Source organism: Psychrobacter sp. (assembly GCF_041554015.1).
Classification (GTDB): Bacteria; Pseudomonadota; Gammaproteobacteria; order Pseudomonadales; family Moraxellaceae; genus Psychrobacter.
Genome location: NZ_JBFFMS010000011.1, coordinates 1 through 15,480 on the forward strand (window position 1 = coordinate 1; position 15,480 = coordinate 15,480).

Annotated in this window: 14 protein-coding genes; 12 read left to right on the forward strand and 2 right to left on the reverse strand. The window is 45.2% G+C overall.

Features of this window, described 5'->3' with window-relative positions; translation table 11 throughout:
• Nucleotides 1-365 precede the first annotated feature (365 nt).
• Complete coding sequence (locus tag ABYU67_RS04845) at nt 366-1,577, forward strand: LD-carboxypeptidase (RefSeq protein ID WP_372843879.1); 1,212 nt, start codon at nt 366-368, stop codon at nt 1,575-1,577.
• A gap of 220 nt (nt 1,578-1,797) precedes the next feature.
• On the opposite strand, the gene ABYU67_RS04850 is transcribed toward ABYU67_RS04845, so the two are convergent.
• Nucleotides 1,798-2,796 (reverse strand): GlxA family transcriptional regulator, encoded by a 999-nt coding sequence (locus ABYU67_RS04850; RefSeq protein ID WP_372843880.1) that lies wholly within the window; start codon nt 2,794-2,796, stop codon nt 1,798-1,800.
• Nucleotides 2,797-2,978: 182 nt separating this feature from the next.
• Between ABYU67_RS04850 and ABYU67_RS04855 the strand changes: the two genes are divergently transcribed.
• The 6 genes from ABYU67_RS04855 to arfB all read left to right on the forward strand — a co-directional run bounded on the left by ABYU67_RS04855 (nt 2,979) and on the right by arfB (nt 9,148).
• On the forward strand, nt 2,979-4,784 hold the full coding sequence (locus tag ABYU67_RS04855) for an acyl-CoA dehydrogenase (RefSeq protein WP_372843881.1): 1,806 nt from the start codon (nt 2,979-2,981) through the stop codon (nt 4,782-4,784).
• Nucleotides 4,785-4,934: 150 nt separating this feature from the next.
• Nucleotides 4,935-5,981 (forward strand): NADP-dependent oxidoreductase, encoded by a 1,047-nt coding sequence (locus ABYU67_RS04860; RefSeq protein ID WP_372843882.1) that lies wholly within the window; start codon nt 4,935-4,937, stop codon nt 5,979-5,981.
• Nucleotides 5,982-5,984: 3 nt separating this feature from the next.
• Complete coding sequence (locus ABYU67_RS04865; protein WP_372843883.1) at nt 5,985-6,779, forward strand: SDR family NAD(P)-dependent oxidoreductase; 795 nt, start codon at nt 5,985-5,987, stop codon at nt 6,777-6,779.
• Nucleotides 6,780-6,957: 178 nt separating this feature from the next.
• Entirely contained in the window at nt 6,958-7,719 is a 762-nt protein-coding gene (locus ABYU67_RS04870; RefSeq protein WP_372843884.1) for an SDR family oxidoreductase, read from the forward strand.
• Nucleotides 7,720-7,834: 115 nt separating this feature from the next.
• The gene (locus tag ABYU67_RS04875) at nt 7,835-8,680 is read left to right on the forward strand and encodes a CoA ester lyase (protein WP_372843885.1); all 846 of its coding nucleotides are present in this window, start codon (nt 7,835-7,837) and stop codon (nt 8,678-8,680) included.
• Between the two features lie 54 nt (nt 8,681-8,734).
• The gene (gene arfB / locus ABYU67_RS04880) at nt 8,735-9,148 is read left to right on the forward strand and encodes an alternative ribosome rescue aminoacyl-tRNA hydrolase ArfB (RefSeq protein WP_372843886.1); all 414 of its coding nucleotides are present in this window, start codon (nt 8,735-8,737) and stop codon (nt 9,146-9,148) included.
• 92 nt (nt 9,149-9,240) lie between these two features.
• Here arfB and ABYU67_RS04885 read toward each other — a convergent pair whose 3' ends face one another.
• Nucleotides 9,241-10,440 carry a sugar transporter gene (locus tag ABYU67_RS04885; RefSeq protein WP_372843887.1) on the reverse strand — a complete coding sequence of 400 codons (1,200 nt, stop codon included), beginning with the start codon at nt 10,438-10,440 and terminating at the stop codon, nt 9,241-9,243.
• 261 nt (nt 10,441-10,701) lie between these two features.
• Here ABYU67_RS04885 and ABYU67_RS04890 point away from each other — a divergent pair, with 261 nt between their 5' ends.
• The 5 genes from ABYU67_RS04890 to betB all read left to right on the forward strand — a co-directional run bounded on the left by ABYU67_RS04890 (nt 10,702) and on the right by betB (nt 15,437).
• Nucleotides 10,702-11,379 (forward strand): cupin domain-containing protein, encoded by a 678-nt coding sequence (locus tag ABYU67_RS04890; protein WP_372843888.1) that lies wholly within the window; start codon nt 10,702-10,704, stop codon nt 11,377-11,379.
• Nucleotides 11,380-11,406: 27 nt separating this feature from the next.
• Nucleotides 11,407-12,534: a flavin monoamine oxidase family protein gene (locus ABYU67_RS04895; protein WP_372843889.1), complete on the forward strand. Its 1,128-nt coding sequence runs from the start codon at nt 11,407-11,409 to the stop codon at nt 12,532-12,534.
• A gap of 319 nt (nt 12,535-12,853) precedes the next feature.
• A complete protein-coding gene (locus ABYU67_RS04900) occupies nt 12,854-13,198 on the forward strand; it encodes a multidrug efflux SMR transporter (RefSeq protein ID WP_372843927.1) in 345 nt (114 codons plus the stop codon).
• Between the two features lie 20 nt (nt 13,199-13,218).
• On the forward strand, nt 13,219-13,791 hold the full coding sequence (locus ABYU67_RS04905) for a TetR/AcrR family transcriptional regulator (protein ID WP_372843890.1): 573 nt from the start codon (nt 13,219-13,221) through the stop codon (nt 13,789-13,791).
• Nucleotides 13,792-13,922: 131 nt separating this feature from the next.
• Nucleotides 13,923-15,437, forward strand: a complete 1,515-nt coding sequence (betB, locus tag ABYU67_RS04910) for a betaine-aldehyde dehydrogenase (RefSeq protein WP_372843891.1) — start codon at nt 13,923-13,925, stop codon at nt 15,435-15,437.
• The last annotated feature ends 43 nt before the right edge of the window (nt 15,438-15,480 follow it).

The following is a 15,480-nucleotide window of genomic DNA, read 5'->3' on the forward strand; positions in this document are numbered from 1 at the left end:
CCATCAGGCTTTTTTCCTCTTTTTCTTTGTCAGCCATGCTTATCATCCTTTTTTATCAGTGAGTATTTATGGTTAATTGCGATAAATCGTCCTTTACTATAACAAGAGTAGCGACTTCATCCAAATAAGACGATGTGTGCTTCTGTATAGTTTTGTTGACCAGCATAACAATAAGCTGAACTCTCTTAAAACATCTTAAACCCGCTTGCCGTCACATCTTCCGTTATAATGCGATATTTTAAAAATAATGGCTTAACGTATGTGACATGAGATGGCACTCTTTTTAGCCATGCTAAATAAGCATTTTTATTAAACAAGCATCCTTATTAAACAAGCAGCAACTGAACAGTACAAAAGGTAAAACAATGACCAAGATATTTTCTCGACTAAATCGTCGCCAGTTTTTATGTCGTGTAGGCGTTGGTGCGGGTACGGCGGCATTGGCGACTCAAGGGATCTCTCAGGTTTTTGCTGCCAGTCCTATTGACCCAAATCACAGCCTACGGCTTACCAAGGATGATTTGCCAACCGCATTATCGGATGAGCGATCATCGTCACAGCCTGCACCAAAACACTGTATCACAGCAAGTATTGAGACACGGATTTTTGCCAGCTCCAACGTCGGTGGCAGTGATGAGCGTAATCAATTGGCATTGGATCGTATGGCTTGTGCGGGCTTTAAAGTAGAAAATCCTTCGATTATCAATCGCCAATATTTGCGTTTTGCGGGTACAGACTTGCAGCGTGCCAGTGACTTTCAAAACCTTGCGACAGGTGCCATTGCCGCACCAAAGTTATTGTTTGGGGTACGCGGCGGCTATGGTGCTGTGCGCCTATTGCCGATGGTTGATTGGTCAACGCTTGGACGCATTATGAAGGAGCGTGGTACGATACTGGCAGGGTTTAGCGATGTGACGGCGATTCAGTGTGCGCTGTTGGCAAAAGGCGACATGAGCTCGCTTGCGGCGCCGATGCTCTATAGCGAGTTTGGTAAAATTAAACCCGATGAGGTCAGCTGCCGGCAGTTTGTAGAAGCATTAACCAATCCTAATCTGACTATCAATATACAAGATGCGTCGTTAACCAGCCCAAATTTACCGAGTATCTTGGCACAATCTGAGCCAAAAACTTTAACTGGCACTATTTGGGGCGGTAATCTAAGCGTGGTATCGGCGCTGGCAGGCAGTGAGTATTTACCGCATATTGACGGCGGTATTGTATTTTTAGAAGATGTCGGCGAGCAAGCTTACCGTATCGAGCGCATGCTCTATGACTTGTATTTGGCAGGCGTGTTTAAGCATCAGCAAGCGATTGTATTTGGTGCGTTATCAGGTAGCGGTGAGGACAGTTATGACAAGCGTTATGATGTCGCTACTGTGATTCGTCAATTGCATCAGCTGACAGGATTACCAATTTATAGCGGTATGTGCTTTGGTCATATTGGCAAAAAACACAGCTTTCCTCTGGGTGCCACATGTCAGCTTCGCCCAAATAACGCTGGCGGTTATCAATTGACGTTTAGCGATTATCCAACGATTAAAGCAGATGCCATTCATGTCGAAGGCTTATGGCAATAAAGTTTAAGTCTATAGTCGAATCCAAATAGATCAGTTACATGGCTATCAAGTCGCGCAATGAAACGTTGTTTTTCTTGCGTGCTGTGCCTACGCCGACAGATGCTGCGAAAAACAATGTTTCATCTCGCTGTATCGTTTTTATATCGAATGAATTATATAAAATTTTGCTGTGATAATCTTGCTTCAGCAACGTATGACTTCTAAAAAACCTACTATAAAGTTAAATTGCCAAGCGTGAAAACTTTTCTTGATACTCTTTTGGGGTTAGCTCGGTGGCGCGTTTAAATAGCCTAGTAAATGATGAGATATCATCGTAACCAACCTGCTCGGCGAGCGACTTAATCGTCACATCGCCCAACTCTAAAAGACGCTTGGCCTGCTCAATACGCACTGCTTGAATATACTCAATCGGGCGCATGGTGACGGCAGCTTGAAAGCGTCTGTTTAAGGTGCGCGGCGTGATATTTACCATGTCTGCTAACTGGCTCACCTGTATAGCTTGCTTAAAATTTTCCTCTATAAACTCTTGTACTTGCTGAACCAGCTGGTCAGCGTGCGGCTTATGCAAAGTCACGTTGGTATAGCTGTTTTGATTGCCTCTTTTACTATCGATGATCTGGGTTTTCGCTACTTGAGTCGAAATCTCACGCCCACAATAACGCTCGATTAATAACAATCCCAAATCATAAAAGGCACTGCCTCCTGCCGCACAAAATATATTGCTCGACTGAGTAACAAACTGATTTTCTTGTAAATCCACCAGTGGGAAATCTGTCTTAAACTTGCTGGCATAACCCCAATGGGTTGTCGCAACTTTGCCATCGAGTAAGCCTGCCTTTGCCAAAAAAAACGCGCCACTGCAATTGCTGGCGATATCGGCTTTGGTATTTGCCAGTCGCTTGATATGTTCAAGCAAAGCAGCGTTCTGACTGAGCACTTTATCGATGGAATCGCCAATCGTTGGGATTAACAATAAATCGCAGTCCGTCACCTGCCGAATATCGCAATGCGCTTGCATGATTAAGCGATTGCTACATCTGATATCGACGCCATCAAGACTGGCAATTTGCACATTAAATCTCGGTTCGACTTCCTCATCCAAAAATCGTTGCCAGCTGACACCAGTAAACGAAAATAAATCCAATGCCCCTGTCAGGGCGCTGCCAAGCACGCCATCAAAACCGACAATGATGACGTTAAAGGGTTTGAAGTAGGGCATGGCTGCGTAATTTCCTTTAAAAATGTTTATTAAAAATGACGTTTTTTGACGAGATTTTTCTAATTTAACACATGAGAAATGTCTGATTTGACCATGATTATGTCATAAATGACAATACGGCAAAGCGAAAAATTAGATTACTATCAAGTCATTATCACATTTATTAAGTCAGTGAGGACACTATGTCAGCAGATATGCTTATCAACGACTTTGAATTACCGTTTCAGTTATATGATGTTTTGGGGGCAGAAACCTTAGCCGAGCATCCTAAATTTGCCGAACACAGCCGCGAAACCTTTGATGCGGTATTGGGCACCGCCAATAAAATCGCTACTGATTTGTTTTTACCACATAATCATGTGGCGGATAAAAACGAGCCACAGTTTGACGGCACAAAAGTCAGCATGATAGACGATGTCAAAGTCGCCTTTGATGCCTTTCGTGAGTCGGGTTTTATCGCCGGTCGTTATAGCTTTGACGATGGCGGCATGCAGTTACCTGAAACAGTGATGACCGCAGTGGCAGGCTATTTTATGGCGGCCAATCCATCAACCACCGCTTATCCATTTTTGACCACTGCCGCCATTAATGTTATCTCGCATTTCGCCAGCGACGAGATTAAAAATGCCTTTATGCCGCGTATGCTAACGGGTGAATTTACCGGTACCATGGCACTAACTGAGCCACATGCTGGTTCGTCGCTTGCCGATATCAAAACCACGGCAGTAAAGCAGGACGACGGTAGCTATCGTATCAAAGGCAGCAAAATTTATATCTCAGCGGGCGATCATGAGTTGTCTGATAACATTGTGCATTTGGTTTTAGCCAAAGTACCGGGCGGTCCTGCTGGCGTCAAAGGCATCTCGCTATTTGCCGTACCCAAGTATCGCCTCAATGACGATTTATCAGTCGGCGAACGCAATGATGTGCATTTAACCGGACTGATTCATAAGCTTGGCTATCGCGGCGCGACCTCTACCGCATTAAGCTTTGGCGATGCAGGCGAGTGTCACGGCTATCTGATTGGGGATGAGCATTTTGGCCTGCGTTATATGTTTAAGATGATGAATGAGGCACGTATTGCGGTTGGTTTTGGCGCGGCGATGATTGGCTATCGCGGTTATCAGTATTCGCTCGATTATGCCAAAGACAGAATGCAGGGCAGAATCGCTCCAAACAATAAACCTGAAGATGCAGCGACGGCTATTATCAATCATGGTGATGTCAAACGTATGCTCCTTGCGCAAAAAGCCTATAGCGAGGGCGGCATTTCACTATGCTTATACGGCTCAAACCTCATTGACCGCATCAATACTTGTGAAGATGCCACACTCAAAAATGAGCTATCAGAATTATTGGATTTATTAACACCAGTGCTCAAAGCATGGCCGTCTGAATATGGTCCAAAAGCCAATGATTTGGGTATTCAAGTATTGGGCGGCGCAGGTTATACACGTGAGTATCAAGCCGAGCAGTTTTGGCGAGATAATCGTCTCAATCCCATTCACGAAGGCACAAATGGCGTGCAGGCGTTAGATTTATCATTTCGTAAGTTATGGCAGAACAAGGGTCTTGGTATTCAAATCTTAAAGCGTGAAATTACCAAAGATTTAGAGAATATTAATACACCAGAAACTGCCAAGCTTACGGGTAAGTTGATGCCTTATATGGGGCATTTGCATGAAGTGCTCGTGCATTTAAGCAAAGTTCTACAAACCGAAAAAGCCATCACATTGACGGGGAACGCGCAAGCCTTGATGAATATTTTTGCGACTATTGTAGTCAGTTGGATTTGGATTCGCCAAGCGAGCAAAGCTGAGCAACTATTAGCTGTAGAACAAAATACTGAAAAACAAAACTTCTACCATGGCAAAATCCAAGCAGCCAAATACTTTATCGATTGGGAATTGCCATTAATTAAGCGCGATATCGAGCTATTGAATAACGACAATGCGGTCTGTACCGATATGCAAGCAGAATGGTTTTAAGCGATTGTTTATAAAGTTTTCAAATAAAAAGTTTTCAAATAAGGCGACCAAAGTGATGCTGGGATAAGTTTTTCGAAGCTTCTGGCGTGCCAAGCGCATAGCAAGCGGGCAAACGATATCAACAACTTTTTATAACATTTAAAGGAATAAATGATGACAGCTGATAATAAGCAGATGAATAAGCAGATGAATAAGCAGATGAATAAGCAGTGGCGTTTAAAAGCAAGACCAATTGGCGCGCCAAACGCGGATACGTGGGAATATACCGAGACAGATTTGCCGACTGTCTCAGATGGTGAGCTGCTGATAAAAATTGAATATATCTCGATGGATCCGGCAATGCGTGGCTGGTTGAATGATGCAAAATCGTATATCGCACCGGTACAGATTGGTGAGGTGATGCGCGCGGGAACAGTGGGTAAAGTGATCGAAAGTAAGCATGAAAAGTTTGTAGTTGGCGACTATGTCGCAGGTCATAACGGCGTGCAGTCGTATGCCGTCAGTGATGGCACAGGGCTACATAAAGTCGATCCAAAGCTTGCGCCATTGTCTTATTACTTAGGCGTGCTTGGTATGCCGGGTATGACGGGCTACTTTGGCTTAATAAAAACGGGTCAACCAAAAGCTGGCGAGACCGTCGTCGTCTCTGGCGCTGCGGGCGCGGTCGGCAGCTTAGTTGGGCAAATCGCCAAACTCAAAGGCTGCCGAGTCGTCGGTATCGCTGGCGGTGCTGAGAAATGCAAATTCTTGGTTGATGAGCTGGGCTTTGATGCGGCGGTAGATTATAAAAATGAAAATGTAAAAAAAGGCTTAAAACACGCTTGTCCAAACGGCGTCGATGTCTTCTTTGATAATGTCGGCGGCGATATTTTAAACGATGTGCTGACGCAAATTAATCTGCATGCGCGTATCGTGATTTGCGGGGCGATTAGCCAATATAACAACACTACAGAGGTCAAAGGACCATCGAACTATCTGTCACTGTTGGTCAATCGTGCGCGTATGGAAGGCATCGTCGTTTTTGATAATATTAAAGAATACCCGATAGCGATGAAAGACATTGCAGGCTGGATTGGGTCAGGTGATATTAAAGTAAAAGACCATATTGTCGAGGGTATCGAGACCTTCCCAGATACCTTGATGATGCTATTTAAAGGTGAGAACTTCGGCAAACTGGTACTTAAGGTAGAGGGATAAATCATGACAGTGAATACAAATGGAATTGCATCAGACGTAGCCAGTAACGTCTCTGGTAAACGGATTTTAATAACCGGCGGTGCGTCTGGTATCGGCGCGGCAAGTGCGCTACTACTCGCCAGTCGCGGTGCGAAAGTAGTGATTGGCGATTTGGCAGAAGAGATGGGCGCAGGCGTTGCTAAGCAAGCCCAAGACGCTGGCAATAGTATCGTCTTTAAAAAGGTTGATGTCACCAGCGGCGATGAAGTACGCGCATTGTTTGCCTTTGCGATGCAAGAGCTTGGTGGTCTTGATGTGGTGGTAAATAATGCTGGTATCGACCATCAGCCAGCACCAATGCATGAGCTAAGCGATGATGACTTTGATCGTAATATTGCGGTTAATCTAAAAGGCGTCTGGCATTGTATGCGTGCCGCGGTTACTTGTATGGCACCCAATGGCGGTGGTCACGTCATTAATGTCGCGTCTATTGCTGGTTTGCGTTCTGCGCCCCTGCTGACAGCTTATAGCGCTGCTAAGCATGGTGTTATGGGGCTGACCAAGTCTGCCGCTCATGAATATGCGCGCGTCAATATTCGCTTTAATGCTGTTTGTCCAAGCTTTATCGATACGCCAATGGTGCAAAATACCATGGCGAAGATGGGCGAGCGCGCGCAAAAAGCCACTATTCATGCCAGTCCACTGCGCCGTTTAGGGACAGTGGATGAAGTATCCGGCGCGATTGCGTGGCTAGCGAGCGATGAGAGCAGCTTTATGAATGGTCATGCGTTTACCCTTGATGGTGGTATGTTGGCTTAACAGTTTATACCAATCCCAAAAACATGATTAGCAGTGTCAAACTCGCTTAGTCTACGAATTGTAGTACTTACACTCGTCTTCCTTGCTACTCAAATTTTTGCAAATGGTATGACGTTTCGCTGAGCTGGTAAAAATTTAAAATGTATAAATAATATATTCAAGAATATAAGGAATAATAATGAAAGATTTATTTGACTTAACGGACAAGGTTGCGCTGGTGACGGGTGCCAGCCGCGGTATTGGTGAGTCTATTGCCCGTTTATTGGCATCTAGAGGCGCGCATGTGATCGTCTCTAGCCGCAAAGTTGAGGCGTGCCAAGCGGTTGCAGATAGCATCAAAGCTGATGGTCATAAGGCCAGTGCTTTTGCTTGTCATGTCGGTGAGATGGCACAGATTGAGGCGATTTTTGAGCATATCAAAAGCGAATTTGGCCGCATTGATATTTTAGTCAATAATGCCGCTGCCAACCCTTATTATGGTCATATTTTAGATACCGATCTGGGCGCGTTTGATAAGACGGTAGAAGTCAATATCCGCGGTTATTTCTTTATGTCGACGGTTGCTGGTAAGATGATGCGCGAGCAGGGCGGCGGGGTGATTTTAAATACCGCTTCGGTCAATGGCTTGGTTGCAGGGGATAAGCAAGGTATTTATTCGATCACCAAAGCGGCTGTGATTAGCATGACCAAAGCCTTTGCCAAAGAATGTGGCCCTTTAAATATTCGCGTCAATGCGTTATTGCCGGGTCTAACTGATACTAAGTTCGCCTCGGCCTTGACCACAAATGATAAAGTCTTAAAGATGGCGCTACATGCGATTCCATTAGGACGCGTGGCCGATCCGGACGAGATGGCGGGTACGGTATTATACTTAGTGTCTGATGCGTCAAGCTATACCACGGGCGCAACTGTCGTCGTCGATGGCGGTATGCTTGCTTAGTGAGCAGTTGGCTCTCTAAAAATAGAGTCATCTAAAAACCCATATGCTGATAAATAGCATATGGGTTTTTATTTGGTTATAGTAACAAGCATTTATTGGCAAAAAGGAAGCAGATATGCAAGCAGCTATTATCAATCGTTTTAGCAATACTAAGACTTGGCTATTCGTGCCAGCCACGCGTATAGATAGAGTGACGAAGGCATTTGCAAGTGGTGCTGATGCGGTGATTGTTGATTTGGAAGATGCGGTTGCTAGAGCGGACAAGGAGCAAGCTCGTAAAGATTTAGAAATCTATTATAACAGTCAGGACTATCAGCCTATTTGGTTACGAATTAATAAAGCAGGCAGCGAGGAGTTTTTCAAAGATATGGCGTTCTGTCAGCAAATGCCCAATTTTGCTGGTCTGATATTGCCCAAAGCAGAGCAAGCGGCAGATATCGAAAAAGCCCATAATGACACTGCTTTGCCCGTCATGGCACTGATAGAGACTGCACTTGGCTTATATCAGATCGATACTATGGCAAAAGCTACTGGACTGCTGGCATTTAGCTATGGGTTTTTGGATCTGTGCAATGATTTGCACGTACAAGTTGCGACCTCATCAGCAGAGATAGTCGCCAATCAGATTCGTTATCAATTAATATTAACCTCAAAAGTGCATCAGTTATCGCCGCCTATTGATACGGTTTATACCGATTTTAACGATGATAAAGGTCTTGAACAGCGGGTACAGCTATGGTCGCAAATGGGCATGTCTGGGATGCTTTGTATCCATCCAAAGCAAGTGCTGAGGGTTAAGCAATCTTTGCAACCAACTGAAGCTGATATTGAGTTTGCCAGACGCGTGCTAGAGGAGTATGAACAAAGCGGGCAAGCGGTATTTAAGATAGAGGGTCATATGGTAGATGCGCCAGTGATTGAGCGCTGTCGTCAGCTATTGAATCAGCTACTGGCAAAGTAGCAGGCAAATCCATAATGCTTTATCATATTGGCTCATACTCTATCAAAGCATCCTATGATTTTTATCAGCAATAGTATCAGTCTAAGCGATAGCGACGTCGAGATGAGCGCCATACGAGCGCAAGGCGCTGGCGGTCAAAACGTTAATAAAGTCTCGTCTGCCATCCATCTGCGTTTTGATATTCCTGCCTCAAGCTTGAGTGATGCCATCAAACAGCGCTTATTGGATACTAAAGACAGCCGTATTACCAAAGAAGGTGTGCTTATTATTAAGGCACAGCAGTTTCGTACCCAAGAGCGTAATCGAATTGATGCCTTTGAGCGGCTGCAAAGCTTTATTATAAAAGCCACTCATATTAATAAAACCCGCAAGCCTACCAAACCTAGCCGAAATGCCAAACGTAAACGTGTGGATGAAAAAACCCAGCGCGGCAAGACCAAAGCCTTGCGTGGTAAAGTGGATTATTGATTAAGCGCTTTTTAAATGAGCGATAAAGCAAAATGCCAGCCCATTGACGTGGCTGGCATTTTTTATGGGCTTAGTTACTAGTATCTTTATTACTAGCCAAGTCTTCTACTCAATTCAGGGAAGCGCTTTATCATAAATAGCATCAGTAGCAGCGCTATACTCGCGATAGCAGCACCAACATAGCCGACGCTTGAGATGGAGATATGCGTCACCGCATAACCGCCGAACAGCGCACCTGTACCAATACCTAGATTAATAATTCCTGAGAACATCGACATCAGCATATCTTGCGCTGTGACATCGACCATGATGACCTTGGCTTGCATAGAGATGATTAGCAGCATAAGCGCCGCGCCCCACAGTAAGGCAATCACGCTCAGCGCCCAGATAGAAGTCACGACAAACAATAATACCAGCATCGATAGCAGCATAAGTATCGTCGATATCAGCATCAGTCTGGTATTAAAACGATCGCCCCAGCGGCTAAATATCACACTGCCTGCAATCCCCGCTACCCCAAATAATAGCAACACAACCGTCGCGGCGTTTTCACTAACGGCACCGACTTGGCGCATAAAAGGCTCAATATAAGAATAAGCAGTATAGTGGGCGGTAAAGACTAGTAAAATCAGCAGATACAGACAGACCAATAAAGGATTTTTGAGCAGCTCTGGGATTTTTCTAAATGAGCCTTCAAACATACTTGGTAGCGTCGGCAATAGCCTTGCTTGCAAGATAAACACGATAAAAGCAAGCACACCAATACCGCCAAAGGTCACCCGCCAGCCGAACCACTGACCGACCAAGCGCCCTAATGGCACGCCAAGCACCATCGCTAGTGAAGTGCCAGTTGCAAGTACACTCAGCGCCAGTGCTTTTTTGCCTTCTGGTGCCACCCGTATCGCAATCGCTGCGGTGATGGACCAAAATATGGCGTGTGATAGCGCAATGCCAACACGGCTAATCAGCAATACATCAAAGCTCCAAGCAAATACAGACAACACATGGCTGGCAATAAATACCGCAAACAAGCCCAAGAGTAAGCTTTTACGCTCAAAGCGACTGGTCAGTAGCATTAGTGGCAATGACATCGCCGCGACAATCCACGCATACAGCGTCAACATCCAGCCAGTCTCAGCCGTGGTGATAGAAAAATCTTGCGCGATGTCACTTAATAAAGCGACAGGGACAAATTCGGTGGTATTCATAATAAAGGCGCTGACGCCCATCAAAAATACTTGAAAATACTGAGTTCGGCGAGCAGTTGCGCTCACCTCAAGGTTATGTTTCATATGATCCAATACAAATAAAGAAGGCGCTAATCATAAAAATTAGCTTAAAAATAATGGCGGAAATACGTCGTAATGATGAAGAGAAGGAGGGCAAGATAGCAAGTCAGCCGCTTTAGTTAAAGAGGTTTTTTGCTACTATCATTAATGCCTAGCCGTTTTAATGATAAATACTGACGTTGATAATAGGTTTATCTGGTTTGTCAAAACCGATAAATCAGAGGATAATTCCGAACAATACCATACTTAGTGAGAAGTTGTCTTATGCTCATCAATGCAGATTTTTCATGCCGTGCTGCCTTAGCGCCTGAACATTATCAGTGGGTTCAATCACCACAAAACGGCGTCGAGCGCGTGATGCTTGACCGTGTTGGCGCCGAAAAGGCGCGTGCTACCAGTATCGTACGCTACGCCCCTGAGTCAAATTTTCCGCATCATCTACACCCGGGTGGCGAGGAGATTTTGGTTCTATCTGGTACGTTTTCGGCGGACAACAGCGATTACCCTGCTGGTTGGTATCTTCGCAACCCACCAACGTCAGGGCATCAACCTTATAGTCATGAGGGCGCTATTATTTTTGTCAAACTTTGGCAGATGACAGTCGACGAGACTCATCATGTCGCTATCGATACCAAGGACGCTAACAATTGGCAGCAACAAGGTGATCGTGAGGTTTGCCATTTATACTCGGATACAAGGGAGCAGGTCAGTTTGCAACGTATCAATGCAGGTGAGGTATTGTTTGCAGAGGCTATCACAGGAGGTGCGGAGCTATTGGTGCTAGAGGGCACGTTGATAGAAGCGGGACAAACCTATCAGCGTGGCGGTTGGATACGTCTGCCTGCCGATGCGACATCGCAAATAACAGCAGGCGCAAATGGTGCCACAGTTTATCTAAAAACTGGACATTTAGCACAAATCATCGGTATCGATGCTCACTGATTTTATATGCACTATTGAGAAAATAATATGAACAAAGCATCGGTCGTGATAATTGGCGGTGGTCTAAGCGGCTTATATGCGGCTTATTTATTAGAGAAAAAAGGCATTGATTATGTGCTGTTGGAGGCGCGTCCGACGCTGGGCGGTCGTATCGTTACTGCTAAACTTTCGAGAGATTATACAAATATAGATAGCTTTGATTTGGGACCTTCTTGGTTTTGGCCAGACTATCAGCAGCAGTTAGCGCGTCTTATTGCAGAATTGCAATTAGAGACCGTCACCCAATTTGAAGAGGGCGATATGCTGGTTGAGCGCTTGCCTGATATGCCTGCTACTCGTACACAAGGCTACAAAAGCTCACCACCATCTATGCGGCTTAAAGATGGCATGGCGGCATTGATAGAGGCTTTGTATCTTCGATTAGATGCTTCACGTATTTTGACTGGTCACGTTGTATGTCAGTTAAATAATACCGGTCAAGGCATTGAAGTTGAAGTTGCGAGTAAAGACATGCCTGAGCAAGACATGCCTGAGCAAGACATGACTTGGCATGCGCAGCATATACTACTTGCGCTACCGCCACGTTTGGCCATGACAAGTATTAAGTTTAATCCTGCTTTGCCCTCTAATTTATCATCACAGTGGCAGCAAACAGCAACGTGGATGGCGCCCCACGCCAAATATGTGGCAGTTTATGACACGCCTTTTTGGCAAAAACAGAGGCTTTCTGGCGCGGCGAGAAGTGCGCAAGGTCCGATGGTTGAGATTCATGATGCTTCAGTGGTAGACGGTAGTGGTGCGCTGTTTGGTTTTATAGGGGTACCTGCGTCAGTACGTCAAGATGTATCTGAAGCAGTGTTAAAAGCACATTGCCGTGCACAGTTGGTAAGACTTTTTGGCGTAGAGGCAGAGCATCCCGACAGAGAATATCTTAAAGACTGGGCACAAGAGCCGTTTACAGCGACTGATGCTGATGTGAGTGGTGATGGCCAACATGCATCAGCACCTTTTCCTAAAGCAACATCCGGTGTATGGGAAAACTGTCTGACAGGTATTGGTAGTGAGTGGTCGACACAGTTCCCAGGTTATCTTGCTGGCGCGATCGATGCCGCTAGCATAGGGGTGCAAAATCTACCTAAGTCAGTCTTTTCTTAATGAATCATGCTTATTTCAATATAAAAAGTTCCTCCTAAACGGTCGTTTTTGGTTCTGGTTTTCCTTGCTACACGAGCGTTTAATGTTGTATAGCAAGGAGGGATTTCAGCTAAAGCCCAAACGCGGCTCGTCAAGTAAAATCACTTTATCAGTCCACCTTCCTAGCATCACTTCATCTCAACTTATCTCACCTAGAATAAACAAAATACATATTAACCCTTCACATTGCTAGATTATTTCTATAAAATACCGACCGTTTGGTTTCTTTAATGTATATACATTACTAATGTGCGCTCAATTTGAGACAGGTATCCTAATGATGAGTCCTACCACTATTGCTTACGGTTATCTAGCCATCGCCATCATTTGCGAAGTGGTTGGCACGACTTTTTTAGCTAAGTCAGAGCAGTTTACGCGTTTGGTGCCGACCCTGATTATGGGTGTGCTCTATGCCATCTCGTTTTATTTATTGACCCAAACCATCAAGACCATACCGCTTGGTATCGCTTATGCATTGTGGGCTGGACTTGGGATTGTACTGACGTCGCTCGTTGGTCTAGTGTTTTTTAAGCAAACACTGGATACGGCAGCGGTGGTCGGTATTGCGATGATTGTGGGCGGTGTCGTGGTGATGAATTTGCTGTCCAATTCTGTCGGGCATTAATTGTGTATCTGGAGATAAAAATGGAAGCTGAAAACGCGCATAAGCGTAAAAAACAACCAGAAGTAGTACGTCGGGCGTTACTTGACCAAGCGGCACGTATCACGTTAGAGCAAGGTTTGGCCAAGGTGACCTTCCAAGCCGTCGCTGATGCCGTCGGGGTAACCAAAGGTGGCGTGATGCATCATTTCACCACCAAAAACGCCTTGGTGATGGAAGTGTTTCATGATGCGATGAAAAAGTTTGAGGTGGAAGTGGACACGGCTATGGCAAAAGATCCGGTACGTTTTGGCTCTTTTACCCGCGCTTATATCAATGCCACGATCAGCTTGGGCGAAAAAGGGCAGCATGAGTTCAATAGCCAAGCGACACTATATGCATTGATGCTAGGTGATAGTGAGCTACGTGACTTATGGGCCAAATGGGCAAATGTACAATTAAAAAAACATGAAGAAACCGATAATACCGAAACCTTATGTATGGTGCGTTTGGTCGCTGATGGTATTTGGCTCTCTGATTTTTCAGGGATTAATATCTCAGATAAAGCATCCATCCATAAGCGTTTGATAAATATGACGCAAGCTGCGCAAGAATAAAGCGCTGCTATTAAATGACTTATCGAAATCGACACTATAAATTGATTTTAAATATTTAACCCATGACGAGAGTAGTTGGTATTAACTTTTTTTATAAAGCTTTTGCCAGTCGTTGTAAGGAGAAAGAACTCATGACAGATTCCAAAACAGACCTAGGCAACTTAACAGACATCATTGATTTAACACAAATACAGACCGCTTATATTAACGGTCGCTACTTGGCTATCGATGACTCCTTAGCTACCTTTGAAGATATTAATCCGGCCACGGGTGAAGTGCTTACCACCATTCAGCAAACGACTGATGAGCAGATTAATGATGCGGTAAAAGCGGCGCAACAAGGTCAAAAAGTATGGGCGGCGATGACGGCGGTCGAGCGCAGTCGCATTTTGTTAAAGGCAGTTGAGATATTGCGCGCACGCAATGATGTGCTGGCATTGCTTGAAACCAAAGACACCGGCAAAGCGCTTTCTGAGACTAAATATGTCGATATCGTCACCGGTGCTGATGTCGTTGAGTATTATGCAGGTCTTGCGCCGATGCTTGAAGGACGTCAGATTCCGCTACGTGATACGAGCTTTGTTTATACCCGCCGCGAGCCGCTCGGCGTGGTCGCAGGTATCGGTGCATGGAATTATCCAATTCAGATTGCAATGTGGAAGGCTGCACCAGCTCTAGCCGCTGGTAATGCAATGATTTTTAAACCATCAGAAGTCACGCCGTTAACAGCACTAAAACTGGCAGAAATATTCACAGAAGCAGGCTTACCAGATGGCGTCTTTAACGTCGTACAAGGAGATTATAAAGTTGGCGAAGCATTAACCCAGCATCCTGATATCGCTAAAGTCTCGTTTACGGGCGGGGTACCAACGGGCAAAAAAGTGATGGCAAGTGCGGCATCATCGTCGCTGAAAGACGTGACTTTAGAGCTTGGTGGCAAGTCGCCATTGATTATATTTGATGATGCCGATATCGACAGCGCTGCTGATATCGCCATGATGGCAAACTTCTATAGCACAGGTCAGGTCTGTACCAATGGTACGCGCGTCTTTATCCCAAAAGCCTTACAAGCCAAATTTGAAGAAGCTATCTTAGCGCGCGCCAAACGTATCAAGCTTGGCGATCCGATGGATGAGAGCATCAACATGGGTCCACTAGTTAGCTTTCCGCATATGGACAGAGTGCTTGGTTATATTGAGCAAGGAAAAGAGTGCGGCGCGCGCCTATTGACTGGCGGTGAGCGAGTGACAACTAGCGAGCTTGCTAAAGGTGCATTTGTCGCCCCAACCATTTTTACCGATTGTAGCGATGATATGACCATTGTACGCGAGGAAATTTTTGGTCCCGTGATGTCGATATTGACCTATGAGACCGAAGAGGAAGTCATTCGCCGTGCCAATGATACCGAATATGGATTGGCAGCTGGGATCGTGACTACAGACCTAACCCGCGCGCATCGCGTGATTGCGCAGATTGAAGCGGGTATTTGCTGGTTAAATACTTGGGGTGAGTCACCTGCGCAAATGCCAGTCGGTGGTTATAAGCATTCAGGTATTGGCCGTGAAAATGGCATCGAAGCCCTTGAACATTATACTCAAACCAAGTCTATTCAAGTAGAGCTTGGCAAGTTTGAATCGGTATTTTAAACAGCGGTACGGTAAAAATTTTAAAACAGTAGGGTTGGCGTGC

Bases quoted from the DNA above. Each gene is read 5' to 3' on its own strand.
- ABYU67_RS04845 (WP_372843879.1), top strand. From the start codon at position 366: ATGACCAAGATATTTTCTCGACTAAATCGTCGCCAGTTTTTATGTCGT.
- ABYU67_RS04850 (WP_372843880.1), bottom strand. From the start codon at position 2,796: ATGCCCTACTTCAAACCCTTTAACGTCATCATTGTCGGTTTTGATGGC.
- ABYU67_RS04855 (WP_372843881.1), top strand. From the start codon at position 2,979: ATGTCAGCAGATATGCTTATCAACGACTTTGAATTACCGTTTCAGTTA.
- ABYU67_RS04860 (WP_372843882.1), top strand. From the start codon at position 4,935: ATGATGACAGCTGATAATAAGCAGATGAATAAGCAGATGAATAAGCAG.
- ABYU67_RS04865 (WP_372843883.1), top strand. From the start codon at position 5,985: ATGACAGTGAATACAAATGGAATTGCATCAGACGTAGCCAGTAACGTC.
- ABYU67_RS04870 (WP_372843884.1), top strand. From the start codon at position 6,958: ATGAAAGATTTATTTGACTTAACGGACAAGGTTGCGCTGGTGACGGGT.
- ABYU67_RS04875 (WP_372843885.1), top strand. From the start codon at position 7,835: ATGCAAGCAGCTATTATCAATCGTTTTAGCAATACTAAGACTTGGCTA.
- arfB (WP_372843886.1), top strand. From the start codon at position 8,735: ATGATTTTTATCAGCAATAGTATCAGTCTAAGCGATAGCGACGTCGAG.
- ABYU67_RS04885 (WP_372843887.1), bottom strand. From the start codon at position 10,440: ATGAAACATAACCTTGAGGTGAGCGCAACTGCTCGCCGAACTCAGTAT.
- ABYU67_RS04890 (WP_372843888.1), top strand. From the start codon at position 10,702: ATGCTCATCAATGCAGATTTTTCATGCCGTGCTGCCTTAGCGCCTGAA.
- ABYU67_RS04895 (WP_372843889.1), top strand. From the start codon at position 11,407: ATGAACAAAGCATCGGTCGTGATAATTGGCGGTGGTCTAAGCGGCTTA.
- ABYU67_RS04900 (WP_372843927.1), top strand. From the start codon at position 12,854: ATGAGTCCTACCACTATTGCTTACGGTTATCTAGCCATCGCCATCATT.
- ABYU67_RS04905 (WP_372843890.1), top strand. From the start codon at position 13,219: ATGGAAGCTGAAAACGCGCATAAGCGTAAAAAACAACCAGAAGTAGTA.
- betB (WP_372843891.1), top strand. From the start codon at position 13,923: ATGACAGATTCCAAAACAGACCTAGGCAACTTAACAGACATCATTGAT.